The sequence below is a fragment of the Candidatus Frankia alpina genome (assembly GCF_902806485.1).
Taxonomy (GTDB): Bacteria; Actinomycetota; Actinomycetes; order Frankiales; family Frankiaceae; genus Frankia; species Frankia alpina.
Genome location: NZ_CADCWT010000017.1, coordinates 20,409 through 41,210 on the forward strand (window position 1 = coordinate 20,409; position 20,802 = coordinate 41,210).

Annotated in this window: 13 protein-coding genes, 1 tRNA gene and 1 pseudogene; 4 read left to right on the forward strand and 11 right to left on the reverse strand. The window is 70.9% G+C overall.

Annotation, left to right across the window (positions count from 1 at the left end; all coding sequences use genetic code 11):
* Positions 1 to 7: 7 nt before the first annotated feature.
* The 10 genes and pseudogenes from G6R25_RS04005 to G6R25_RS04050 all read right to left on the reverse strand — a co-directional run bounded on the left by G6R25_RS04005 (position 8) and on the right by G6R25_RS04050 (position 13,372).
* Positions 8 to 493: a PH domain-containing protein gene (locus tag G6R25_RS04005; protein ID WP_163551893.1), complete on the reverse strand. Its 486-nt coding sequence runs from the start codon at positions 491 to 493 to the stop codon at positions 8 to 10.
* Between the two features lie 217 nt (positions 494 to 710).
* Positions 711 to 2,777 (reverse strand): annotated as a pseudogene (locus G6R25_RS04010) (MMPL family transporter); the annotation flags it as partial.
* 174 nt (positions 2,778 to 2,951) lie between these two features.
* Positions 2,952 to 3,902, reverse strand: a complete 951-nt coding sequence (locus tag G6R25_RS04015; protein ID WP_163551895.1) for a pseudouridine-5'-phosphate glycosidase — start codon at positions 3,900 to 3,902, stop codon at positions 2,952 to 2,954.
* A 109-nt stretch (positions 3,903 to 4,011) separates the two neighbouring features.
* Positions 4,012 to 4,443, reverse strand: coding sequence for a TIGR03667 family PPOX class F420-dependent oxidoreductase (locus tag G6R25_RS04020; RefSeq protein ID WP_163551897.1), 432 nt, complete (start codon positions 4,441 to 4,443; stop codon positions 4,012 to 4,014).
* Between the two features lie 9 nt (positions 4,444 to 4,452).
* Positions 4,453 to 7,071: an ATP-dependent chaperone ClpB gene (gene clpB / locus G6R25_RS04025; RefSeq protein WP_163551899.1), complete on the reverse strand. Its 2,619-nt coding sequence runs from the start codon at positions 7,069 to 7,071 to the stop codon at positions 4,453 to 4,455.
* A gap of 121 nt (positions 7,072 to 7,192) precedes the next feature.
* Positions 7,193 to 7,759 carry a heat shock protein transcriptional repressor HspR gene (locus tag G6R25_RS04030; protein WP_163551901.1) on the reverse strand — a complete coding sequence of 189 codons (567 nt, stop codon included), beginning with the start codon at positions 7,757 to 7,759 and terminating at the stop codon, positions 7,193 to 7,195.
* Positions 7,756 to 8,955 carry a molecular chaperone DnaJ gene (gene dnaJ / locus G6R25_RS04035; RefSeq protein WP_163551902.1) on the reverse strand — a complete coding sequence of 400 codons (1,200 nt, stop codon included), beginning with the start codon at positions 8,953 to 8,955 and terminating at the stop codon, positions 7,756 to 7,758. The genes G6R25_RS04030 and dnaJ overlap by 4 nt, the downstream gene beginning before the upstream one ends.
* A gap of 152 nt (positions 8,956 to 9,107) precedes the next feature.
* Positions 9,108 to 9,821: a nucleotide exchange factor GrpE gene (grpE, locus tag G6R25_RS04040; protein ID WP_235947367.1), complete on the reverse strand. Its 714-nt coding sequence runs from the start codon at positions 9,819 to 9,821 to the stop codon at positions 9,108 to 9,110.
* A gap of 65 nt (positions 9,822 to 9,886) precedes the next feature.
* The gene (dnaK, locus tag G6R25_RS04045) at positions 9,887 to 11,716 is read right to left on the reverse strand and encodes a molecular chaperone DnaK (RefSeq protein WP_163551905.1); all 1,830 of its coding nucleotides are present in this window, start codon (positions 11,714 to 11,716) and stop codon (positions 9,887 to 9,889) included.
* Positions 11,717 to 12,121: 405 nt separating this feature from the next.
* The gene (locus tag G6R25_RS04050; RefSeq protein WP_163551906.1) at positions 12,122 to 13,372 is read right to left on the reverse strand and encodes a nuclease-related domain-containing protein; all 1,251 of its coding nucleotides are present in this window, start codon (positions 13,370 to 13,372) and stop codon (positions 12,122 to 12,124) included.
* Between the two features lie 652 nt (positions 13,373 to 14,024).
* Between G6R25_RS04050 and G6R25_RS04055 the strand changes: the two genes are divergently transcribed.
* Positions 14,025 to 16,232: a (Fe-S)-binding protein gene (locus tag G6R25_RS04055; protein WP_163551907.1), complete on the forward strand. Its 2,208-nt coding sequence runs from the start codon at positions 14,025 to 14,027 to the stop codon at positions 16,230 to 16,232.
* Positions 16,233 to 16,412: 180 nt separating this feature from the next.
* Here the strand turns inward: G6R25_RS04055 and dcd are convergent, their stop codons facing one another.
* Positions 16,413 to 17,012 (reverse strand): dCTP deaminase, encoded by a 600-nt coding sequence (gene dcd, locus G6R25_RS04060; protein ID WP_136448739.1) that lies wholly within the window; start codon positions 17,010 to 17,012, stop codon positions 16,413 to 16,415.
* Positions 17,013 to 17,183: 171 nt separating this feature from the next.
* Here dcd and G6R25_RS04065 point away from each other — a divergent pair, with 171 nt between their 5' ends.
* The 3 genes from G6R25_RS04065 to G6R25_RS04075 all read left to right on the forward strand — a co-directional run bounded on the left by G6R25_RS04065 (position 17,184) and on the right by G6R25_RS04075 (position 20,602).
* Positions 17,184 to 17,972: a beta-phosphoglucomutase family hydrolase gene (locus G6R25_RS04065; RefSeq protein ID WP_163551908.1), complete on the forward strand. Its 789-nt coding sequence runs from the start codon at positions 17,184 to 17,186 to the stop codon at positions 17,970 to 17,972.
* Positions 17,969 to 20,398, forward strand: coding sequence for a glycoside hydrolase family 65 protein (locus G6R25_RS04070; RefSeq protein ID WP_163551909.1), 2,430 nt, complete (start codon positions 17,969 to 17,971; stop codon positions 20,396 to 20,398). Before G6R25_RS04065 ends, G6R25_RS04070 begins: the two co-directional genes overlap by 4 nt.
* 130 nt (positions 20,399 to 20,528) lie before the next feature.
* Positions 20,529 to 20,602, forward strand: a tRNA-Gly gene (locus tag G6R25_RS04075).
* Positions 20,603 to 20,802: the final 200 nt, after the last annotated feature.

Sequence of the window (20,802 nt, forward strand, 5' to 3'; positions counted from 1 at the left end):
TCGGTGGTCACAGGCTGGCCGACCGGGCTTCGCCGCGTTCGGTGAGGGCGTCGCGCAGCCGGGCGGCCTCCCGCTGGGGCAGTCCGGGGATGACGGCATCGCTGGCCGCCGCTGCGGTGTGCAGCTGCACCTTGGCGATGCCGAAGCGCCGGGCGAGGGGCCCGGCGGTGACATCGACGAGCTGCATCCGCCCGTAGGGCACGACGACCAGGCGGCGCACCAGCACACCCCGGCTGATCAGCAGATCGTCCTCCCGCTCGGCGTAGCGCCAGGTCCGCCAGCCCGCGCCGATGGACCACCAGGCCCAGATCGCCGCCAGCAGTGGCGCGGCGGTGAGCAGGACCCAGGGCCAGCCGCCGACCGAGAGTGAGATCAGCAAGGTGAGCGCCACCGCCAGGATGGTCCCGAGGACCAGCAGTGTCCGGCGCAGGCGCCGCAGCCCCGGCGGTAGGACCCGCCACTGTTCGGGATCCGGCAGGAGAGCGTCGGGCATGCCGCAACGATAAGTCGCACCTCGAATACGACCGGCCGGAATGGGACGAGCCGCGGGGTGAGCTGGCCGCGGATCTACACCCGATGGCGCGGTGGCCGTGGGCGCGGCGTCGAGATCGGTCCGCCGGGCGCGTGCTGTCGGTGCCGTCCGTGCGAGCCAATCGGCTGGGCCACCAGATGCGTCGGCCGATGTCCAGCGTCAGCGCCGGCACGAGGATCGACCGCACGACCAGAGTGTCGAGCAGGACGCCGAAGGCGACCACGAAACCGACCTCGGTGAGCTGGACGAGCGGAAAGATGATGAGAGCGGAGAAGGTGGCGGCCAGCACGACACCCGCGGAAGTGATCACGCCGCCGGTGACGGCCAGCGCGTGCAGCACGCCGGGCCGGGAACCGATCCGCTCGACCTCCTCGCGGACCCGGGTCATGAGGAAGATGTTGTAGTCCACGCCGAGCGCGACCAGGAAGATGAACGCCAGCAGCGGCAGCGAGGGGTCGGCGCCGGGAAAGTCGAAGATCCAGCGGTAGGCGACGGCGCTTGCGCCGAGCGCGGCGAGGTAGGACAGCACCACCGTCGCCATGAGCATCAGCGGGGCGACGATCGAGTGCAGCAGGAACATCAGCACCACGAGCACAACGACGAGAACCAGCGGGATGATCATCTCGCGGTCGCGCACCGCGGCCTGCCGCACGTCGAGGTTCACCGCCGTGTTCCCCCCGACCAGCGTGCCCGCGACCGGGATCCGGTGCAGCCTGGACCGTAGCTCGCGCACGGTGTCGAACGAACGTTGGCTGTTCGGCTGATCCCGCAGGACGACGAGGAACTGCACCTGGTCGCCGGCGCGGCCGATCTTGGCCGTTCCCGCCACCCCCGGTGTCGCGCGGATCGCGACATCGACCTGCGCCGCCGCCCGCTCGGAGGCGACGACGTACGTCGGCGCCGCGACTCCCGGCGGGAAACCTGCGGAGATCAGTTCGATGCCGTGCACCGACTCCACCCGGTGCCGGAAGCCCTGGTCCTGCCGCAGCGCGGTGTTTATCGTCAGCAGGCCGACGACGAGCACCCCCAGCGCCAGCGAGGTCCCCACCCATACCGCCCGCGGACGCCGGTCGATCGCCGCGCCGATCCTGACCCAGCGCCCCGGCTCCTCGGCGAGGTCGAACTCGGTCAGATCCTCGTGACCGGGGGCGGTGGGCGCGGCCAGCGCGTTCAGGTGGGCGGTTCGCGCCGCCGGTCCCCGCCGGGCCGTGTCGGTGACCGGGGGATGTTCTCCGAAGCGGGGGATCAACGGCCAGAACAGTCGACGTCCGCAGAGCACCAACGCCGCCGGCAGCAGCGTGGTCATCGTCACCAGTGTGGTCGCGATGCCGATCGCGCCGACCGGCCCGAGCCCGCGGTCGGAGGCCAGTTCCCCGATCAGCAGGCAGAGCATCCCGATGATGACGGTGCCGGCGGAGGCCGCAATCGCGGGGCCAGCGCGCCGCATCGCCTCCCGCATGGCGCGGGCCGGATCCCGATGGCGGGTGAGTTCCTCCCGGTAGCGGGCGATGAGTAGCAGCGCGTAGTCCGTGCCGGCCCCGAAGACGAGTACCCGCAGGATGCCCGCACTCTGCCCGTTGACGGTCAGCCCGCTGTGCCGGGCGAGCAGGCTGATGATCCCGGCCGCGGCCTGGTCCGCGATGCCCACCGACACCAGGGGAACCAGCCACAGCAGCGGGCTTCGGTAGACCACCAGCAGGATCGCGGCGACGATCCCAGCGGTGACGATGAGTAGCCAGCTTTCGATCGTCCTGAACGTCTGGAAGGCGTCGGCGATCAGCCCCGCCGGCCCGGTGATCGCGGCCTCGGTCCCGGCGGGGGAGCGCCGGGTGGCGATCCGGCGCATCTCGCGCACGTTGTCGGTGAACCGGGAGGCGTCGTCGAGCTGGGCGAGAGGGACGGTGAGGACCAGCGCTCGCCCGTTGGGGGAGATGATCGGTCCGAGGACAGGGCCGGAGGCGAAGGGGCGCAGTGCCCCACCGATGGCGGCGGCGGCGGACCGGTCCGCCGGGGTCAGACCCGCCGGCCTGGTCATGACGACGATGGCCGGGACGGCTTCCCCGCCGGGGAAGTGGCGCTGCGCGGCGAGCAGGCGGGTCGACTCGGCGTCCGCCGGGAGGAAGGCGCTCGCGTCGTTCTTCTGCGCGTCCGCGAGGCGGAAGGCCAACGGGCTCGCCGCCCCGCCGACGGCGAGCCAGAAGGCGATGATCAGCCAGGCCGAGCGGCGTCCGATCACCCATGACACGACCCGCCAGCCTCCTGTTCGGCAGTGCTGCGCCCGTCCGTCGGCAAACGGCGCCGGGCGGTCACTCCCGCGGTGCCGTCGCGATCTCCCGGCTCATCCGGCGTCGCGGCCCCGACGGAATCGTCGCAGCTCCGAGGCCAAGCCGCCGAGTCGAGTGGGGCGCAGCCGGGTCGCTTACGGCCGATACGTTCGATCTGCGGCGGCCGGGTCTGCGGCAGCCCAGGCGAGGGCGATGTCCGCCGCGACGGCGACGTTGTTCCGCACGGCGTTGATGTTGATCTCGAGGCTCGCTCCGTCGGTCTCCCGGTGAAAGGTCTCCAGGAGGAACGGGGTGACGGCCTTGCCACGGATGCCGCGTTCCGCGGCCCAGGCCAGAGCGTCGGCCAGCACCCTGTCGTGCAGGGCCGGGTCGAGGGCCTGGTCGCTGGGCAGCGGGTTGGCCACGACGATCGCCGAGGTGAGCCCCAACGCGTCGGCCGCCGTCATCGTCGTGGCGACCTGGCTCGCATCGCTGACCCGCCAGTCCAGGTCGTAGGTGGTGTGCGGCAGGTAGAAGCCGGGGAAGGTCGACGTCCGATAGCCGATGACGGTGATTCCCAGCGTCTCGAGCCGTTCGAGGGTCGCGCTGATGCCGAGGATCGACTTGACCCCGGCGCTCACGACGGTGATCGGCGTGGTCGCCAGGGTCACCAGGTCGGCGGATTCGTCGAAGCTGTCCCCGGCGCCGCGGTGCACCCCGCCGAGACCTCCGGTGGCGAACAGGCGAATCCCGACGCGGGACGCGAGTAGGGCGGTGGATGCGACTGTCGTTGCGCCGGTCCACCCCGTGGCGCAGGCGACCGGCAGATCACGCACGGACAGCTTGACCACGTGGGTGTCGTCGGCAATGCGGCGCAGATCCGGTTCGTCCAGACCGATCCGGGGCACCCCGTCGATCACCGCGATCGTCGCGGGGGTCACGCCCCGGTCGCGGGCCTGCTGTTCCAGCTCCATGGCGACCTCGCGATTGCGGGGCCGGGGCAGCCCGTGCGCGATCAACGTCGACTCCAGCGCGACTACCGGCGCCCCGCCGGCCAGGGCATCCCGCACGGCTGCCGAGACGACGATGTTCGATCTGCCCGCCATGGGCTGACCCTACGTCGTTCCGCCTCCGCCCGATCGGTCGAAAATGGGCGGTCCGCACGGGGTAACCGGGCGACGGCGGGCGGCGCCGCCGGCGTTCACCGCTCGCGCCTCACTGCCCGCGAGCGCGCTCGGCCCGGAACCGCAGCGGCACGCTGTACAGCGTCGCGAACCGCTCGACCGAACCGAACACGTTCTTCGCCGACTCGCTGTACTTCGCGAGGTATCCGGGGTTCTGATCTGCGGGCGCGGCCTCCAGGTCGGTGGTGAGCACGCCGGTGAGGACGACGAAGTCGCCCCCGCGGCCGTCGTCGTCCAGGTGCAGGGAGCTGCGCGGATTCGCCTGGATCCGGCTCAGTCGCCGCGCGGTGGGTTCGCTGTAGAGCTGAGCGCTGGCGGTGGCGGGGTCCCACAGGAACCAGACCGGCGCGGGCTGCGGGGTTCCCGACCGGTCGGTGGAGGTCAGCCAGGCGATCCGGTCCTCGTCCAGCCGCCGGGCGACCTTCGCCCCGAACGCGGTGTCGGGATCGGGAAGTACGGACATCGTCGGCTCCTACAGGGCCTTGGCGGTCGGCTTGATCGCGGCCGAGACGACCAGCCCGGAGCCACCGAGGACGGCGTCGACCAGCACGTCGTCGCCATCGCGGACCTGCCCGGCGAGCAGTTCCCGGGCGAGCTGGTCGCCGATCGCCGTCTGAACGAGGCGCCGCAGCGGCCGCGCCCCGAACACCGGGTCGTAGCCGACGTCGGACAGCCATGCCTTGGCGGGGTCGGTGACCTCAAGGCCGATCCGCCGCTCGTGCAGCCGCGCTCGCAGCCGGTCGAGCTGGAGGTCGACGATGCGGGTCAGCTCGTCGCGGCCGAGCTGGTCGAAGACTAGGACGTCATCGAGCCGGTTGAGGAACTCCGGCTTGAAGGCATCCCGCACCGCGACCATCACGGACTCACGCCGCACCTGCGGGCTCAGGGTGGGATCGGCGATGAACTGCGAGCCCAGGTTCGAGGTCAGGACGAGGATCGTGTTCCGGAAATCGACCGTGCGTCCCTGGCCGTCGGTCAGCCGCCCGTCGTCGAGGACCTGCAGCAGCACGTCGAAGACGTCCGGGTGGGCCTTCTCGACCTCGTCGAGCAGGATGACGCTGTAGGGCCGGCGGCGGATCGCCTCGGTGAGCTGGCCGCCGGACTCGAACCCGATGTAGCCGGGCGGGGCTCCGATCAGCCGGGCGACCGAGTGCTTCTCGGCGTACTCGCTCATGTCGATACGCACGACCGCCCGCTCGTCGTCGAACAGGAAGTCGGCCAACGCCTTCGCGAGCTCCGTCTTGCCGACGCCGGTCGGACCGAGGAAGAGGAACGAGCCGGTGGGCCGGTCGGGGTCGGCGATGCCGGCCCGGGCCCGGCGCACCGCGTCGGACACCGCCCGCACTGCGGTGTCCTGACCGATCACCCGGGCGTGCAGCTCGGACTCCATCCGTAGCAGCTTCGCCGTCTCACCTTCGAGCAGCCGGCCGGCCGGGATGCCCGTCCAGGCACCGACGACCTCGGCGACGTCGTCCGGGCCGACCTCCTCGTTGAGCATCGCCCCGCCGGGGGAGTCCGCGGCGGCCAGCGCGTCGGTGGCGTCGGTCAGCCGCCGCTCCAGCGTCGGGATCGTGCCGTAGCGCAGCTCGCCGGCCTTCGCCAGGTCAAGGTCGCGCTCGGCCAGCTCCGCGGCGCGGCGCACGTTCTCCAGCTCCTCCTTGATCTTCTGGACCTCGGAGATCGAGTCCTTCTCCCGATGCCAGCGCGCCGTGAGGCTCGACAGCTCCTCGCGCCGGTCCGCCAGCTCGCGTTGCAACCGTCCGCGCCGCTCCCGGGAGGCCTCGTCGTTCTCCTTCGACAGCGCCAGGTCCTCGATCTCCAGCCGGCGCACGGCCCGCTCGAGCTCGTCGATCGCGACCGGGCGACTGTCGATCTCCATCCGCAACCGGGACGCGGCCTCGTCCATGAGGTCGATCGCCTTGTCCGGCAGGAAGCGGGCGGTGACGTAGCGGTCGGACAGGGTCGCCGCGGCGACCAGCGCCGCATCGGTGATGCGCACCCCGTGGTGCACCTCGTAGCGCTCCTTGAGGCCGCGCAGGATGCCGATGGTGTCCTCGACGGTCGGCTCGCCGACGAGGACCGGCTGGAAGCGCCGCTCCAGCGCCGGGTCCTTTTCGATCCTGGTGCGGTACTCGTCCAGGGTGGTCGCGCCGATCATGCGCAGCTCACCGCGGGCGAGCATGGGCTTGAGCATGTTGCCCGCGTCCATCGCGCCCTCGGCGGCGCCGGCGCCGACGACCGTGTGCAGCTCGTCGATGAACGTGATGACCTGCCCCTCGGCTTCGCGGATCTCGTTGAGAACCGAGGTCAGCCGCTCCTCGAACTCGCCGCGCAGCTTGGAGCCGGCGACCATCGAGCCCAGGTCGAGCGAGACGATCCGCCGGCCGCGCAGTGACTCCGGCACGTCGCCCGCCACGACCCGCAGGGCGAGACCCTCGACGATCGCGGTCTTGCCGACGCCCGGCTCGCCGATGAGGACCGGGTTGTTCTTGGTTCGCCGGGACAGCACCTGGATCACCCGGCGGATCTCCGCGTCCCGGCCGATCACCGGGTCGAGCTTGCCCTGCTGGGCCCGCTCGGTGAGGTCGATCGAGTACTTTTCCAGCGCGCGGTAGGACCCCTCGGGGTCGCGGCTGGTCACCCGCCGGGCGCCGCCGCGGACCTTGTCGAAGGCGCCGCGTAGCGCGTCCGGGCTCGCGCCGGCGGAGGTCAGGATGCGGCCGGCTTCGCCCCCCTCCTCGGCGAGCGCGACGACGAGGTGCTCGACCGAGGTGTACTCATCGCCCAGCCGGGCGGCCTGCCCCTCGGCGTTGTTGAGCACGGCGAGGAGCTGGCGGGACAGCTGTGGCGCCGAGACGCTCATCCCGGTGGCTCTGGGCAGCCGGGACACCGCGGCCTCGGCCTTCGTCCGGACCGTGTCGACGGAGGTGCCGGCCGAGGACAGCAGCGCCCCACCGACCCCGTCGGGAGCCTCGAGCAGGGCGGTGAGCAGGTGGAGGGGGTCGACGAGCGGTGACCCGTCGCCGGTGGCTCGACTGATCGCTGCGGAGAGGGCCTCCTGCGATCGGGCGGTGAGGCGTTCAGCGTTCATGGCGGATCCCAGTGTGGTCAGGGGCGTGCAGTGTCATTCCTTGCAACGCTCAGCATAGCTGATTCGTTCCCACTCAATCTTGAGGTGAGGTTCGTGTGTTCCGGAAGGGCGAAGGGGGCGGTCAGCGGCGGGGAAGCGGCCGCCACACCACGATCGCGCCGCGGTCGACCGGGACGAGGTCACGCCGGTGGCTGGCGTGCGCCTCGGCCACCTGCCGCTCCGCGTCGCCGCGGGCCCGGGCGAGTTCCTCGGCAAGCTGGCGGACCTGCGCCTGCAGCGCCAGCACCTGAGCGCTGAGGTGCAGGATCTGCCGGATTCCCTCCAGGTTGACGCCCTCCTCCTGGGACAGGCGCTGGACCTCCCGCAGCAGGGCTACGTCCCGGGCGGAATAGCGCCGCCCCCGGCCCGCGGTACGGCCCGGGGTGACCAGCCCGAGTCGGTCATAGGACCGCAGGGTCTGCGGGTGCATGCCCGCGAGCTGCGCCGCAATGGAGATGACGTAGACCGGTGCGTCCTCGTCGTGAGCGGGGCCGGGCAGCGGACCGGTCGGGTAGTACCCCTCCGGCCGGATCGCGGCGGCCGAGGTCAGCGGGTCCGACGGCGACCGTTCCCCCGGCCGTCGCGCCGGAGCCGTCTGCGTGTGTGGCGCGGCCGGCGGGTCGGACGTGCGATTCGGCCGCGCGGTCATCCCGCTGCCTCCATCCGTTCCATCAACGGCGCCCGTGGGTCTTCGGGATGGGCCTGGGCGAACTCGAGCAACGCCGTGCGTGCGCGCGGCGAGAGATCGGCCGGCTTGGGCACAGTCACCTCCAGCGTCACGATGAGATCACCGTTTCCGCCGCCCGCCGTCGGGACACCGCGTCCACGGGCCCGCAGCCGCCGTCCGCTGGACGTGCCGGCCGGCACCTTCACCGTGAGCGGCGCGCCGTCGAGAGTCGGCACCCGGACCGACGCGCCCAGGGCTGCCTCGGTGATCGTGATGGGGAGCGTGATGATCAGGTTGCTGCCCTCCCGGTCGAAGACGGGATGGCGAAGCACATGGACCGTTACCTCAAGGTCACCGGCCGGACCGCCGCGCTCCCCGGGCGTGCCGCGGCCGCGCACCCGCAGTCGCTGCCCGTCACTGACGCCGGGTGGGATGCGGATGCGCTGCTCGCGTTCGCGGCGACCGGAGCCCCGACAGTCCGGACAGGGGTGATCGATCAGCGTGCCCTTACCCAGGCAGTCGCGGCAGGGCTCGGACAGCGCGAATCCGCCCTGGGAACGGGAGACAACGCCGAGCCCCCGGCAGGTCGGACAGGTCCGTGAGGATGTCCCCGGCCGGGCTCCGCTGCCTTCGCAGGTGTTGCAGGTCGCGGCGCCGGGCAGCCGGACCGACGCCTCCAGCCCGGTCAGCGACTTCTCGAACGGGATGGTGACCTCGGCCTCGATGTCGCCACCCCGGCGGGGTCCGCGACCCGGCGACGACCGCTGAAACATGTCGAAGAAACCGCCGAGACCGCCGCCCGCCCCGCCGAGGAGATCCTCGAAGTTGACGTTCGGGCCGCCGCCGTAACCCCCGCCGGGCGCGCCGTAGCCGCCGGGAGCACCGAAGCCCCCGTAACCGCCGGGCCGCCCGCCGTCGAGGCCGCCCGACCGGCCGCCGGCCGCGAACAGCGCCCGAGCCTCGTCGTACTCCCGCCGACGGCTCTCGTCGGAGAGAACGTCGTAGGCCTCGGACACCTCCTTGAACCGGGCCTCGGCCTTGGCGTCGCCCGGGTTCTTGTCCGGATGCAGCTCCCGGGCAAGCTTCCGGTACGCCTTCTTGATGTCGGCCGCCGAGGCGTCCTTCGGAACGTCGAGAGCGGCGTAATAGTCCTTCTCGACCATGTCGCGAACACTCACGGCGCCCCTCCTTTCCTCATCGTGTCGTCCCGCACGGGCTGTCCGCCCGGGCGGGACGGCCGGCCACGTCCGTCAGGTCGCGGCTCGCGTGGCGAACCGGCCGGTGCCGCCGCGGCACGGGCGGTCGGGCGGGCCGGACCCGGCTGCCACCCTCAGTCGGCGCTGACAGTGGGCCCGCCGTGATCAGGGCGGGGGATGCTGCCGGTGTCGTCCGGGAGCGGACTCGGCCGCTCCGCCGGCTCGTCCGGTCGCCCGGATCCGCGGGGCGCTGCCTGGTCGGCTCGCGGCTCGGCTTCGGCTGGTGCCGCCACCTCGCCCGTGGGCTCCGCGACCGCCACCTGTGCGGGGCGCAGGACCCGACCCGCGTGCGAATAGCCGGCCCGGAAGACGTCCACACAGGTCGGGCCGGTCACGTCGGCCCGGTAGGAGTGCATGAGCGCCTCATGGACGGACGGGTCGAACTCGTCGCCTGGCGAACCGTAGCGCTCGAGCCCGGCGGCCTCCAACGTCGCCTCGATGGCCTCGGCGATGGCCTTGAACGGCCCTTCGAGATCCCCGTGGTCACGGGCACGACCGATGTCGTCGAGGGCTGGCAGCAGGCTGGCGAGCAGCTTGGCGGTCGCCTGCTCGCCGCTCTGCTGGCGGTCCCGCTCGACCCGCCGGCGGTAGTTGTCGAACTCCGCCTTCAGCCGCTGCAGGTCCGCCGTGCGTTCGGCGATCTGGTGCTGCAGGGAGGCGACGAGCTCACCGTCGACCTCCTGGACGGGAGCACCGGTGGGAGCGGCGCCCGCCGGTGCGTCGGGCACGGCGGCGGCATCCGCCCGCACCTCGCCGCTCTCCGGGTCGATCCGTCGCCGATCGCGCACGACCACGCGAGGCTCCTCCCCGTCGTCCCTGCCTGCACCCCACCAGTCGCTGGACTGACCGGAGGTCACTTCTTGTCCTCCTCGTCCACGATCTCGGCGTCGACCACGTCGTCGTCGGCCGGTCCGTCGGCGCCGGGGGCACCCGCCCCCTCCTGCGCGGCCTGCTCGTACATGGCCTGGCCCATCGCCTGGCTCGCGGCGGCGAGCGCGTCGGCGGCCTCCCGGATGGCCGCCGTGTCGGTGCCCGCGACGGCGCCACGCAGGGTGCCGAGCTTCTCCTCCACGTCCGACTTCACCGCGGCGTCGATCTTCTCGCCGTTTTCGGCCAGGAACCGCTCGGTGGAGTAGACGAGGGTCTCCGCCTTGTTCCGGCTCTCGGCCTCATCACGGCGGTTACGGTCCTCCTCGGCGTACTGCTCGGCGTCGCGGACCATCCGATCGATGTCGTCGCGCGGCAGTGCGGACCCGCCGGTGATCGTCATCGACTGCTCCTTGCCCGTGCCGAGATCCTTGGCGGACACGTGCACGATGCCGTTCGCGTCGATGTCGAAGGTCACCTCGATCTGGGGCAGGCCGCGCGGGGCCGGCGGCAGGCCGGTCAGCTCGAACATGCCGAGCTTCTTGTTGTACGCGGCCATCTCGCGCTCACCCTGGAAAACCTGGATCTGCACGGAGGGCTGGCTGTCCTCGGCGGTGGTGAAGATCTCCGAGCGCTTGGTGGGAATCGTGGTGTTGCGCTCGATGAGCTTGGTCATGATTCCCCCCTTCGTCTCGATCCCGAGCGACAGCGGGGTGACGTCGAGCAGCAGGACGTCCTTGACCTCGCCCTTGAGCACGCCGGCCTGCAACGACGCGCCGACGGCGACGACCTCGTCCGGGTTGACGCCTTTGTTCGGCTCCTTGCCACCGGTGAGGTCGCGGACCAGGTCGACGACGGCGGGCATCCGGGTGGAACCGCCGACGAGAACGACGTGGTCGATGTCGCTGACCTTGATGCCCGCGTCCTTCACCGCCTGCTGGAAGGGGTGCTTGCAGCGGTCGATGAGGTCGGAGGTCATCCGCTGGAACTCGGCCCGCGTCAGCGACACGTCGAGGTGCAGCGGGCCTTCCGCCGAGGCGGTGATGTAGGGCAGGTTGATCGACGTCTGGCTGGACTGGGAGAGCTCGATCTTCGCCTTCTCGGCGGCCTCCCGCAGCCGCTGCAGGGCCATCTTGTCCTTGCCGAGATCGACCCCGTGCTGACCGTTGAAGGTCTTGATCAGATGATCGGTGATCCGCTGGTCCCAGTCGTCACCGCCGAGGTGGGTGTCGCCAGAGGTGGACTTCACCTCGACGACGCCGTCGCCGATCTCCAGCAGCGAGACATCGAAGGTGCCGCCACCGAGGTCGAAGACCAGGATGGTCTGCTCCTTCTCGCCCTTGTCCAGCCCGTAGGCGAGGGCCGCCGCGGTCGGCTCGTTCACGATCCGCAGGACGTTGAGGCCCGCGATGGTACCGGCCTCCGTGGTCGCCTGCCGCTGGGCGTCGTCGAAGTAGGCGGGGACGGTGATGACCGCGTCCGCGACAGCCTCGCCGAGGTAGGACTCGGCGTCCCGCTTGAGCTTCTGAAGGATGAAGGCGCTGATCTCCTGAGGAGTCAGGTCCTTCGTGTCGACCTTCATCTTCCAGTCGGTGCCCATGTGGCGCTTGACCGACCGGATGGTGCGCTCGACGTTGGTGACCGCCTGCCGCTTCGCGACCTCGCCGACCAGGACCTCGCCGTTCTTCGCGAAGGCCACGACCGACGGGGTCGTGCGAGAGCCCTCGGCGTTCGCGATCACCGTGGGTTCGCCGCCCTCGAGCACGCTCACGACGGAGTTCGTGGTGCCGAGGTCGATGCCGACCGCTCGTGCCATGTCTGTGTGCCTCTCGATCCATTCGATCCATGTCGGCGCCGCGAACGCTGCATGCGAGCCGACCTCGTGGGGTGAAACCTCTCGGTGGACCGGCTCTCCGAGGGTCACCCGGAGAGTGCGGTCCTGCTAACGCTAGGGCGCATCAGGAGGTTGAGCCTGCATGACTCATGATGACGGCTCCTAGCATAACCCGGCAGAGATGAGTCATCAACACTCAACTCTGCGATCCCCGGTGGGATTCCCGCTCGAGGCGATCGACGGGGAACGCCGACCGGTGGCGGGGCGGATCGCGTGACGGGGCGGATCGCGTGGCAGAGCCTTCGGCGCTGCAAGGACCGCGGGCATGCCGCACACCCGACCCCGCGCGGGGTCGGGTGTGGAAGTCGTTGCGGGGTGGTGCCCCGGTCAGGAGCCGGCGGGCGGCTGCGGCTGCGGCTTCGATTCGCCGGACGGGGAACCGTCGGGCGGGTCGCCTGCGCTGCCCGCGGCGCCGGTCCGAGGTGGCGGGGGGGGCTCCCTCGGCGGGCGCACGGCGGCCAGGATGCGGCCCCGGCGGGCGCCGGGGCGTGGCCGCGGGCCCCCGCTGCGCGACGCAGCCAGGCCGATCGAGGTCACCGGGCCGCCGGCGGCATCGGGCGGGCCGTCCGCGTCGAGGTCGGCCGTCGCGGCGAGGGCCTCGCGGCCCGGCACGGTCAGCGGCATCCCGGTCCGCTCGCCGGCGTCGGCCTGCCGGCCCAGGTCGGCCTCGATCTGGGCGAGCCGGTCGAGCATGTCGCTGGCGTCGCCGTCGCGCTCGCGGATGGTGCGCAGCGCGTCCATCAGGATCAACCACTGGTCACGGTCAACGGTGACCTGGTCGGCCAGCCGGTTGGCCGAGAAGGCCGGGAACAGCCGTTCCGCCGCGGCGACGATCTGCCGAACCTCGCCCGGGTTGAGGCGGCCGGGCTTCTTGCGGATGTAGTTGGCGGCGTCCTTGATGCTGATGATCGTCACACCGTCGAGGGCGCCGTCGCTCCACAGCACGTCGGCCTCGACCATCACCAGGATCGGGTTGACCGGGATCTTGAGCATCGGCAGCGCGGCCCGGACCTGGCTGCGGACCTCGCTTCCCAGCCAGGAGGCCCGGTCGATCACCGGCTTGAGCGACTCGTCGTCGCAGATCGCCCCGCCTTTGGTGTAGCGCACGGTCCCCTTGCTGCTGTCGCTGCCGATCACCATCACCCCGCCCGGACCGATCGCGAGGTGGCCGATGGTCGCCTCGGAGTACGGCACGGCCCGGTCGTGGAGGATGATGTAGCCCTGCCGGCGCAGCCGGGCGATGGCCCGGGCGGTCCTGCGCTCGGCCTCGGCGCCCTCCCGCAGCAACTCGATGTCCGGCGCGGTGCCGTACGCGGCGATGATGATGCCGGCCGGCCAGGCCAGGAAGACCAGGAAGAACACGGCGATCGCGATGCCCGGCTGCCCGACCCCGAAGCCGATGACCAGAGCGAGGACGAGGCCGAGCACCGCCGCCCGCACCGCGATGCGGGGGACCTGCCGCGCCAGCCGGTCCCGCCGGACCAGTGCCTGGTTCTCCCTGGCCCGCTGGTACTCCGTCTGCAGGGACTGCCCGGGACGGCCGACTCGGGTCATCGTCGGCCTGGTGATCGTTGCCATCGTGCCCACCATGGTTCGCAGGGGTCGTCAACGTCGGTAGGGGCCCGTCCGTCGCGAACGCCGGGCATCGTCGCGACAGCGCTGGCACCAGGCCCACACATGCCTCGGCGAAGCTTGCACCGCGGGGCACACGATCGCCCGGTCACCGTGGGCGAAAGGTCGTCCCTATGGTGCGTCGAAGGTCCTTGTAGCACAAGGGTTGACATCATCGACTTCGGTGTCCTCGCGGCGTGGACGAGGTCGAGACAGGGGCGGGACGGTGCTGGTGCCACGACCGCCGCCGGCCGCCCGCCGAGGCCGGCGCGGTACGCGGGTGCGTGACGGTGCGGTAGTCGTGGCGGTGCGAGACGTTGCGCGTCGGTTGAGCATCTGCCACTGAAAGTAGCAGTCCAGCGCACTCGGCGCGGGCGATCGGACCTTCGGACCCCCTATCTCGGGCCGCTCGGACCACGTCGTGGCAGGGTCGGTGGTAGGCGGGCTCGCCGCCGGCTACGAAGTCACCGCTGTCCACATCGGGATCTGCGCGAACGACCTCGGCCGGCGGATGGGATAGGGCTCGTCGAACGGGTGGCACGGCTCATTCGTCCCGTTTTGTTACTGGCCGGTACGAGTAAGCTCACCCGCGACGGTGGGTGCCCAGATGGAGGATGCTGTGAGAATTGCGATCGGTGGAGCGATCACGCTGATCGCTCTCGCGGTTGCCGGCCGCCGAGTGTTCTGGTTGTTCCGGCTGATCAGGTCGGGCCAACCGGTGCAGGGCCGGCTGGATGACCTGCCGAAGCGCATCTGGACCGAGATCAGCGAGGTCGGCGGTCAGCGGAAGCTGTTGAAGTGGTCGGTCCCGGGGATCGCGCACTTGTTCACCTTCTGGGGCTTCACGATCCTGCTGCTGACCGTCATCGAGGCCTACGGCGGTCTGTTCGGCGATGACTTCCACATCCCCTGGTTCGGTCACTGGGCGGCCATCGGCTTCCTGGAGGACTTCTTCTCCGTCGCGGTGCTCGCCGGACTGGCCGCCTTCACGATCATCCGGATCAAGAACGCCCCCGCCCGGCTGGAGCGCAAGTCGCGCTTCTACGGCTCGCACACCGGGCCGGCGTGGGTCATCCTCAGCCTGATCACGGCCGTCGTCGTGACTCTGCTGATCTACCGTGGCGCGCAGTACAACACCGGGAACCTGCCGCAGGGCCAGACCAAGTGGGCCTTCGCCTCCTACGTCGTCAGCCGGATCTTCTCGGGTCTGTCGCACGGCGTGAACGAGGACATCGAGACGGCCTTCCTGTTGCTCAACATCGCGGTCATCATGGGTTTCTCCGTACTGGTGGTGTACTCCAAGCACCTGCACATCGGTCTGGCGCCGATCAACGTCGTGCTCAAGCGTGAGCCTGTCGCCCTCGGCCCGCTCGGCAGCACTCCCGACATCGAGAAGCTGATGGAGGAGGACGAGCCGCTCGTCGGCGTCGGCAAGGTCGAGGACTTCACCTGGAAGGCGATGCTCGACTTCGCCACCTGCACCGAGTGCGGGCGCTGCCAGAGCCAGTGCCCCGCATGGAACACCGGCAAGCCGCTGTCGCCGAAGCTGTTGATCATGGACCTGCGTGACCACCTGTTCGCCAAGGCCCCCTACCTGCTGTCCACCAAGGGCGAGACCGAGGGTGAGGCGGCGCCGGCGGCGGTCACCGGGGTCGAGCAGGACGCGCACGCCCACGCTCACCACGGTGTGCCCGAGTCCGGCTTCGGCCGGGTGCCCGAGCCCGGCCAGCCGCAGGTGGACCGGCCGCTGGTCGGGACCGCCGAGGAGGGCGGGGTCATCGACCCCGACGTGCTGTGGTCGTGCACGAACTGCGGTGCCTGCGTCGAGCAGTGCCCGGTGGACATCGAGCACGTCGACCACATCGTCGACATGCGCCGCTACCAGGTGATGATCGAGTCGGCGTTCCCGTCCGAGGCCGGGGTCATGCTGCGCAACCTGGAGAACAACGGCAACCCCTGGGGCGTGTCGCAGCGGACCCGCACCGAGTGGACCGAAGGCCTGCCCTTCGAGGTGCGGATCATCGACGACGGCGAGCGGATTCCCGACGACGTCGAGTACCTGTACTGGGTCGGCTGCGCCGGGGCCATCGAGGACCGGGCGAAGAAGGTCGCGCGTGCCTTCGCCGAGCTGCTCCACACCGCCGGCGTCGAGTTCGCCATTCTCGGCACCAACGAGTCCTGCACCGGTGACCCGGCCCGCCGGCTCGGCAACGAGTACCTCTACCAGGAGATGGCCAAGGCGAACATCGAGCTGCTGAACTCCGCGGGCGTCAAGAAGATCGTCGCGACCTGCCCGCACTGCTTCAACAGCCTCGCCCGGGAGTACTCCTCGCTCGGCGGCGAGTACGAGGTCGTCCACCACACCCAGCTGCTCGGCAAGCTCGTCGAGGAGCGCAAGCTGGTGCCGATCACCCCGATCGACTCGTCGGTCACCTACCACGACCCGTGCTTCCTCGGCCGGCACAACAAGGTCTACACCCCGCCGCGGGAGATCCTGGCGGCCATCCCCGGCATCCGAGGCCAGGAGATGCACCGCTGCAAGGAACGCGGATTCTGCTGCGGCGCCGGCGGCGCGCGGATGTGGATGGAGGAGAAGATCGGCAAGCGGGTCAACGTCGACCGGGTGGAGGAGGCCCTCGGCCTCGACCCGGACGTCGTGTCCACCGCCTGCCCGTTCTGCATCGTGATGCTGACCGACGCCGTGACGGAGAAGAAGCTCTCCGGTGAGGCGAAGGAGAGCGTCGAGGTGCTCGACGTCTCGCAGCTGCTGGCCCGCTCGCTGGTGCCGGCGACGCCGGCGGCAACCCCCGTCGAGCCCGTCGGCTGACCGGCGGCCAACCCCGCCAACCCCGCCGCGAACCGGGGCCCTCGCCACCCGCGAGGGTCCCGGTTCGTCGTCTACGAACCCCGGCCGGCGCTGTCGGGGTGTCCGACTGCTTATCCGGAGGGATAAACCGGGCGTGGAACCTCTGGATAAGCAGGGAGCCCGGCGCGGCACGCAGCGGGGTCAGCCGGGCGGGAGTTCCCCGTTCGGGACGGGGGCGCGGGTGAAGTCCCGGTAGGCGCGGGACGGCGTTGGACCGCGCTGGCCCTGGTAGCGGGAGCCGTAGACGGCCGAGCCGTAGGAGTGCTCGGCCGGCGAGGACAGCCGGAACAGGCACAGCTGGCCGATCTTCATGCCCGGCCAGAGCTTGATCGGCAGCGTCGCGACGTTCGACAGTTCCAGCGTGACGTGCCCGGAGAAGCCGGGATCGATGAAGCCGGCGGTCGAGTGCGTGAGCAGCCCGAGCCGGCCCAGGCTGGACTTGCCCTCCAGCCGGCCCGCGAGGTCGTTCGGCAGGGTGACGATCTCCAGCGTCGAGCCGAGCACGAATTCGCCCGGGTGCAGCACGAACGGCTCGTCACCCTGCGGCGCGATGAGCTCGGTGAGATCCTCCTGCTCGACAGACGGGTCGATGTGGCTGTACCGGTGGTTGGCGAAGACCCGGAACCAACGGTCCAGCCTCAGGTCGATGCTGGACGGCTGGATCAGGGCGGGGTCGTGGGGGTCGAGGCGGATCCGGCCCGCGGTGATCTCGGTCCGGATGTCCCGGTCGGACAGCAGCACGCCGTGGACGTTAGAGCATCCGCGGTCGATCTTCACCGCCCGTCCACCCGGCCGACGGGGAGCGAGACGTAGCGTGACATGGGTAGGAGAGGCGCGTCCGCTCGGGGAACGGCCGGCCGGAACGGGGCCGTCCCGGCGGAAGGCGGAAATGCGGACACAGGCGGGAGAAGCATGCTGGGGCTACCCGATCACATTCAGGCGTGCCTGTTCGATCTCGACGGGGTGCTCGCCAATACTGCGACGGTGCACGCGGCCGCGTGGAAGGAGATGTTCGACGACTTTCTGGAGAACTGGGCCAGCCGGTCCGGTGAACCGTTTGTCGCGTTCGACATCGGGGGGGACTACGCCGAATACGTCGACGGTCGGCCCCGGGCCGACGGGGTGCGTGCCTTTCTCGCCGCCCGCCACATCCGGCTGCCCGAGGGGACGGCGGACGATCCGCCGTCCGCGCTGACAGTCAACGCGCTGGCCAACCGCAAGAACATTCTGCTCCTGAAACGGATCAGGACCGACGGCGTGGAGGTCTACCCGGGTTCGCGGGTCTACCTGGAGCGGTTGGCGAGGCACGCTGGGCCCAGGGCCGTGGTCTCCTCCAGCGCCAACTGCGTGGAGGTGCTGCGGTCCACCGGCCTCGACACCTTCGTCGACGCGGTCGTCGACGGTGTGGTCGCGGCCCAGGAACGCCTGGCCGGCAAGCCGGCGCCGGACACCTTCCTCGCCGGCGCCAAGCTGCTCGGCGTGCCCCCGGAACGGGCGGTGGTGTTCGAGGACGCCCTGGCCGGTGTCGAGGCTGGCCGGGCCGGCGGCTTCGGCTACGTGGTGGGCGTCGACCGGGTCGGCCAAGGGCATGCCGAGCAGCTGCGCAGGCACGGCGCTGACGTCGTCGTCGAAGACCTGGCCGAGCTGCTCGCGCCGTCTGCGCCGTCTGCGCCGTCCGGCCTCGGGCGTGGCCCGGCATGATCGATAAGGCGTCTTACCTGATTGAGCCGTGGTCGATCCGGGAATCCGGCGTCGACCTCTGGGATCTGGGCCGGTCCGAATCGCTGTTCGCGTTGTCCAACGGCCATATCGGGCTGCGCGGGAACCTCGACGAGGGCGATCCGCACGGCCTGCCTGGCTCGTACCTGAACTCCGTGCACGAGCTGCGCCCCTTGCCGTACGCCGAGGCCGGGTACGGCTATCCGGAATCCGGACAGACGGTCATCAACGTCACCGACGGCAAGATCATCCGCCTGCTGGTGGATGACGAGCCGTTTGACATCCGGTACGGCGAGCTGCGGTCGCATCAGCGGGTGATCGATTTTCGGGAGGGTGTGCTCAGCCGCGACGTGGAATGGGTCTCCCCGGCCGGCCAGACGATCCGGGTGCACTCCGAGCGGCTGGTGTCGTTCTCCCAGCGGTCCATCGCCGCCTTCTACTTCGAGGTCGAAGCGGTCGATAATCCGGCCCGGGTCGTCATCCAGTCGGAGCTGGTGGCCAACGAGCAGCTCCCGACCCGGCGCGGCGACCCACGGGCCGCCGCCGCGCTGGAGTCGCCGTTGATCTCCGAACGCCACCGCGCCGACGGGACCAAGGTCGAAACCGTCCACATCACCCGGCACAGCGAGATCCGGGTCGCCGCCGCCCTGGACCATCACTTCGAGGGCCCGGATTCACTGGGCATCTCCTCGGAGAGCGAACCCGACGCGGGCCGGGTCACCGCGACGGCTGTGCTGCTGCCCGGCCAGAAGCTGCGGATGGTCAAGTGGCTCGCGTACGGCTGGTCCGAGCAGCGGTCCCTGCCGGCGCTGCGAGACCAGGCCGCGGCCGCGCTCGTCGCCGCCCACCAGACCGGCTGGGGCGGCCTGGTGCGCGAGCAGAAGGAGTACCTCGACGCGTTCTGGAACCGTGCCGACGTCGAGGTCGACGGCGACTCGGAGGTTCAGCAGGCCGTTCGGTTCGCGCTGTTCCACGTCCTGCAGTCGGCCGCCCGGGCGGAGCGCCGCGCCATCCCGGCCAAGGGCCTGACCGGTCCGGGCTACGACGGGCACGCCTTCTGGGACTCCGAGACGTACGTGCTGCCGGTGCTGACCTACACCGCCCCCGATGCCGCGGGCGACGCGCTGCGCTGGCGGCACGCGACCCTGCCGCTGGCCCGGGAGCGGGCCGAGCTGCTCGGCCTCGCCGGCGCCGCGTTCCCCTGGCGCACCATCCACGGCGAGGAGTGCTCCGGATACTGGCCGGCGGGGACGGCGGCGTTCCACGTCAACGCCGACATCGCCGACGCGGTCGCCCGCTACGTCAACGTCACCAAGGACGAGCGGTTCGAACGCGAGGTCGGCCTGGAGATCCTGGTCGAGACGGCGCGCCTGTGGCGCTCGCTGGGCCACCACGACCTCGACGGCCGGTTCCGCATCGACGGCGTCACCGGCCCGGACGAGTACTCGGCGATCGCTGACAACAACGTCTACACGAACCTGATGGCGCGGCGGAACCTCATCGCCGCCGCGGACGCCGCCCGCCGCCATCCCGCCCGCGCCGCCGAACTCGGCGTTGACGCCGAGGTGACGGCCTCCTGGCGGGACGCGGCCGAAGACATGTTCATCCCCTACGACCCCCATCTCGGGGTCCACCCGCAGTCCGAGGGATTCACCGAGCACCAGGTCTGGGACTTCGAGCACACCACGCCCGAGCAGTACCCGCTGCTGCTGCACTTCCCCTACTTCGACCTTTACCGCAAGCAGGTCATCAAGCAGGCGGACCTCGTGCTCGCGATGCAGCGCTGCGGCGATGCGTTCACCATGGACGAGAAGATCCGCAACTTCGCCTACTACGAGGCGCTGACCGTCCGGGACTCGTCGCTGTCGGCCTGCTGCCAGGCGGTGATGGCCGCCGAGTGCGGCCACCTCTCCCTCGCCCATGACTACCTGCGCGAGGCCGCGCTGATGGACCTGCGCGACATCGAGCACAACACCGGCGACGGCCTGCACATGGCCTCGCTCGCGGGAAGCTGGATCGCCCTTGTGGAGGGCTTCGGTGGCCTGCGTGACAGCGGCGAGGTCATCGCTTTCTCTCCCCGCCTGCCCGAGGGCCTGACCAGGCTCGCCTTCGGCCTGTGTGTGCGCGGGCGCCACCTGCGGGTGGAGGTGTCCGACGCGACGGCCACCTACACCGTCTCCGACGGGCCGGCGATAACCCTGCTCCACCACGGCCAGACGGTGCGCGTCCAGCCGAGCAAGCCGGTGAGCCTCGACGCGCCGCCCGCCCCCGTGCTTGACCGCCCCAAGCAGCCCTCGGGCCGCGAGCCGCTACGCTTCCTGCGCCCGCCTGGCGTCGGTGGCCAGCTGAGCGCCGGGAGCGCCGCCGGTGCGGTCCCGTCCAGCATCGGCAGCGGCGCGGACGGCTGACGACGGGCCGGCCGTCGGCGGCCCACCGGGTTGCCGGCCGGGCCGTCGGCACCGGGGCGTGGACAGGGGCTTTCCCCCGCCCCGCCCCGCCGTGCCGGCCCCTCCATCCGGTACGATGCGGATGCGCTACGCGGGCGTAGTTCAGAGGCAGAACACGAGCTTCCCAAGCTTGCAACGCGGGTTCGATTCCCGTCGCCCGCTCCACCCTTCCGCCTCTGGTCAGAAACCTTCCCGGACCGGGGTGACGGTCTTTCAGGTGATCATGATGGGCTACGGGCCATCCACAAGCCATCCACGGGTCGCTAGGTCAGCCCCCGGCACGCCGCCGTCGGGCTTCTCCCAGGAGACCGGCCCCAGCCCCGATGCGACCGTCCGGGTCTAGCGCGGTCCGGGCGCCCTTGGAA

Bases quoted from the DNA above. Each gene is read 5' to 3' on its own strand.
- G6R25_RS04005 (WP_163551893.1), bottom strand. From the start codon at position 493: ATGCCCGACGCTCTCCTGCCGGATCCCGAACAGTGGCGGGTCCTACCG.
- G6R25_RS04015 (WP_163551895.1), bottom strand. From the start codon at position 3,902: ATGGCGGGCAGATCGAACATCGTCGTCTCGGCAGCCGTGCGGGATGCC.
- G6R25_RS04020 (WP_163551897.1), bottom strand. From the start codon at position 4,443: ATGTCCGTACTTCCCGATCCCGACACCGCGTTCGGGGCGAAGGTCGCC.
- clpB (WP_163551899.1), bottom strand. From the start codon at position 7,071: ATGAACGCTGAACGCCTCACCGCCCGATCGCAGGAGGCCCTCTCCGCA.
- G6R25_RS04030 (WP_163551901.1), bottom strand. From the start codon at position 7,759: ATGACCGCGCGGCCGAATCGCACGTCCGACCCGCCGGCCGCGCCACAC.
- dnaK (WP_163551905.1), bottom strand. From the start codon at position 11,716: ATGGCACGAGCGGTCGGCATCGACCTCGGCACCACGAACTCCGTCGTG.
- G6R25_RS04050 (WP_163551906.1), bottom strand. From the start codon at position 13,372: ATGGCAACGATCACCAGGCCGACGATGACCCGAGTCGGCCGTCCCGGG.
- G6R25_RS04065 (WP_163551908.1), top strand. From the start codon at position 17,184: ATGCTGGGGCTACCCGATCACATTCAGGCGTGCCTGTTCGATCTCGAC.
- G6R25_RS04070 (WP_163551909.1), top strand. From the start codon at position 17,969: ATGATCGATAAGGCGTCTTACCTGATTGAGCCGTGGTCGATCCGGGAA.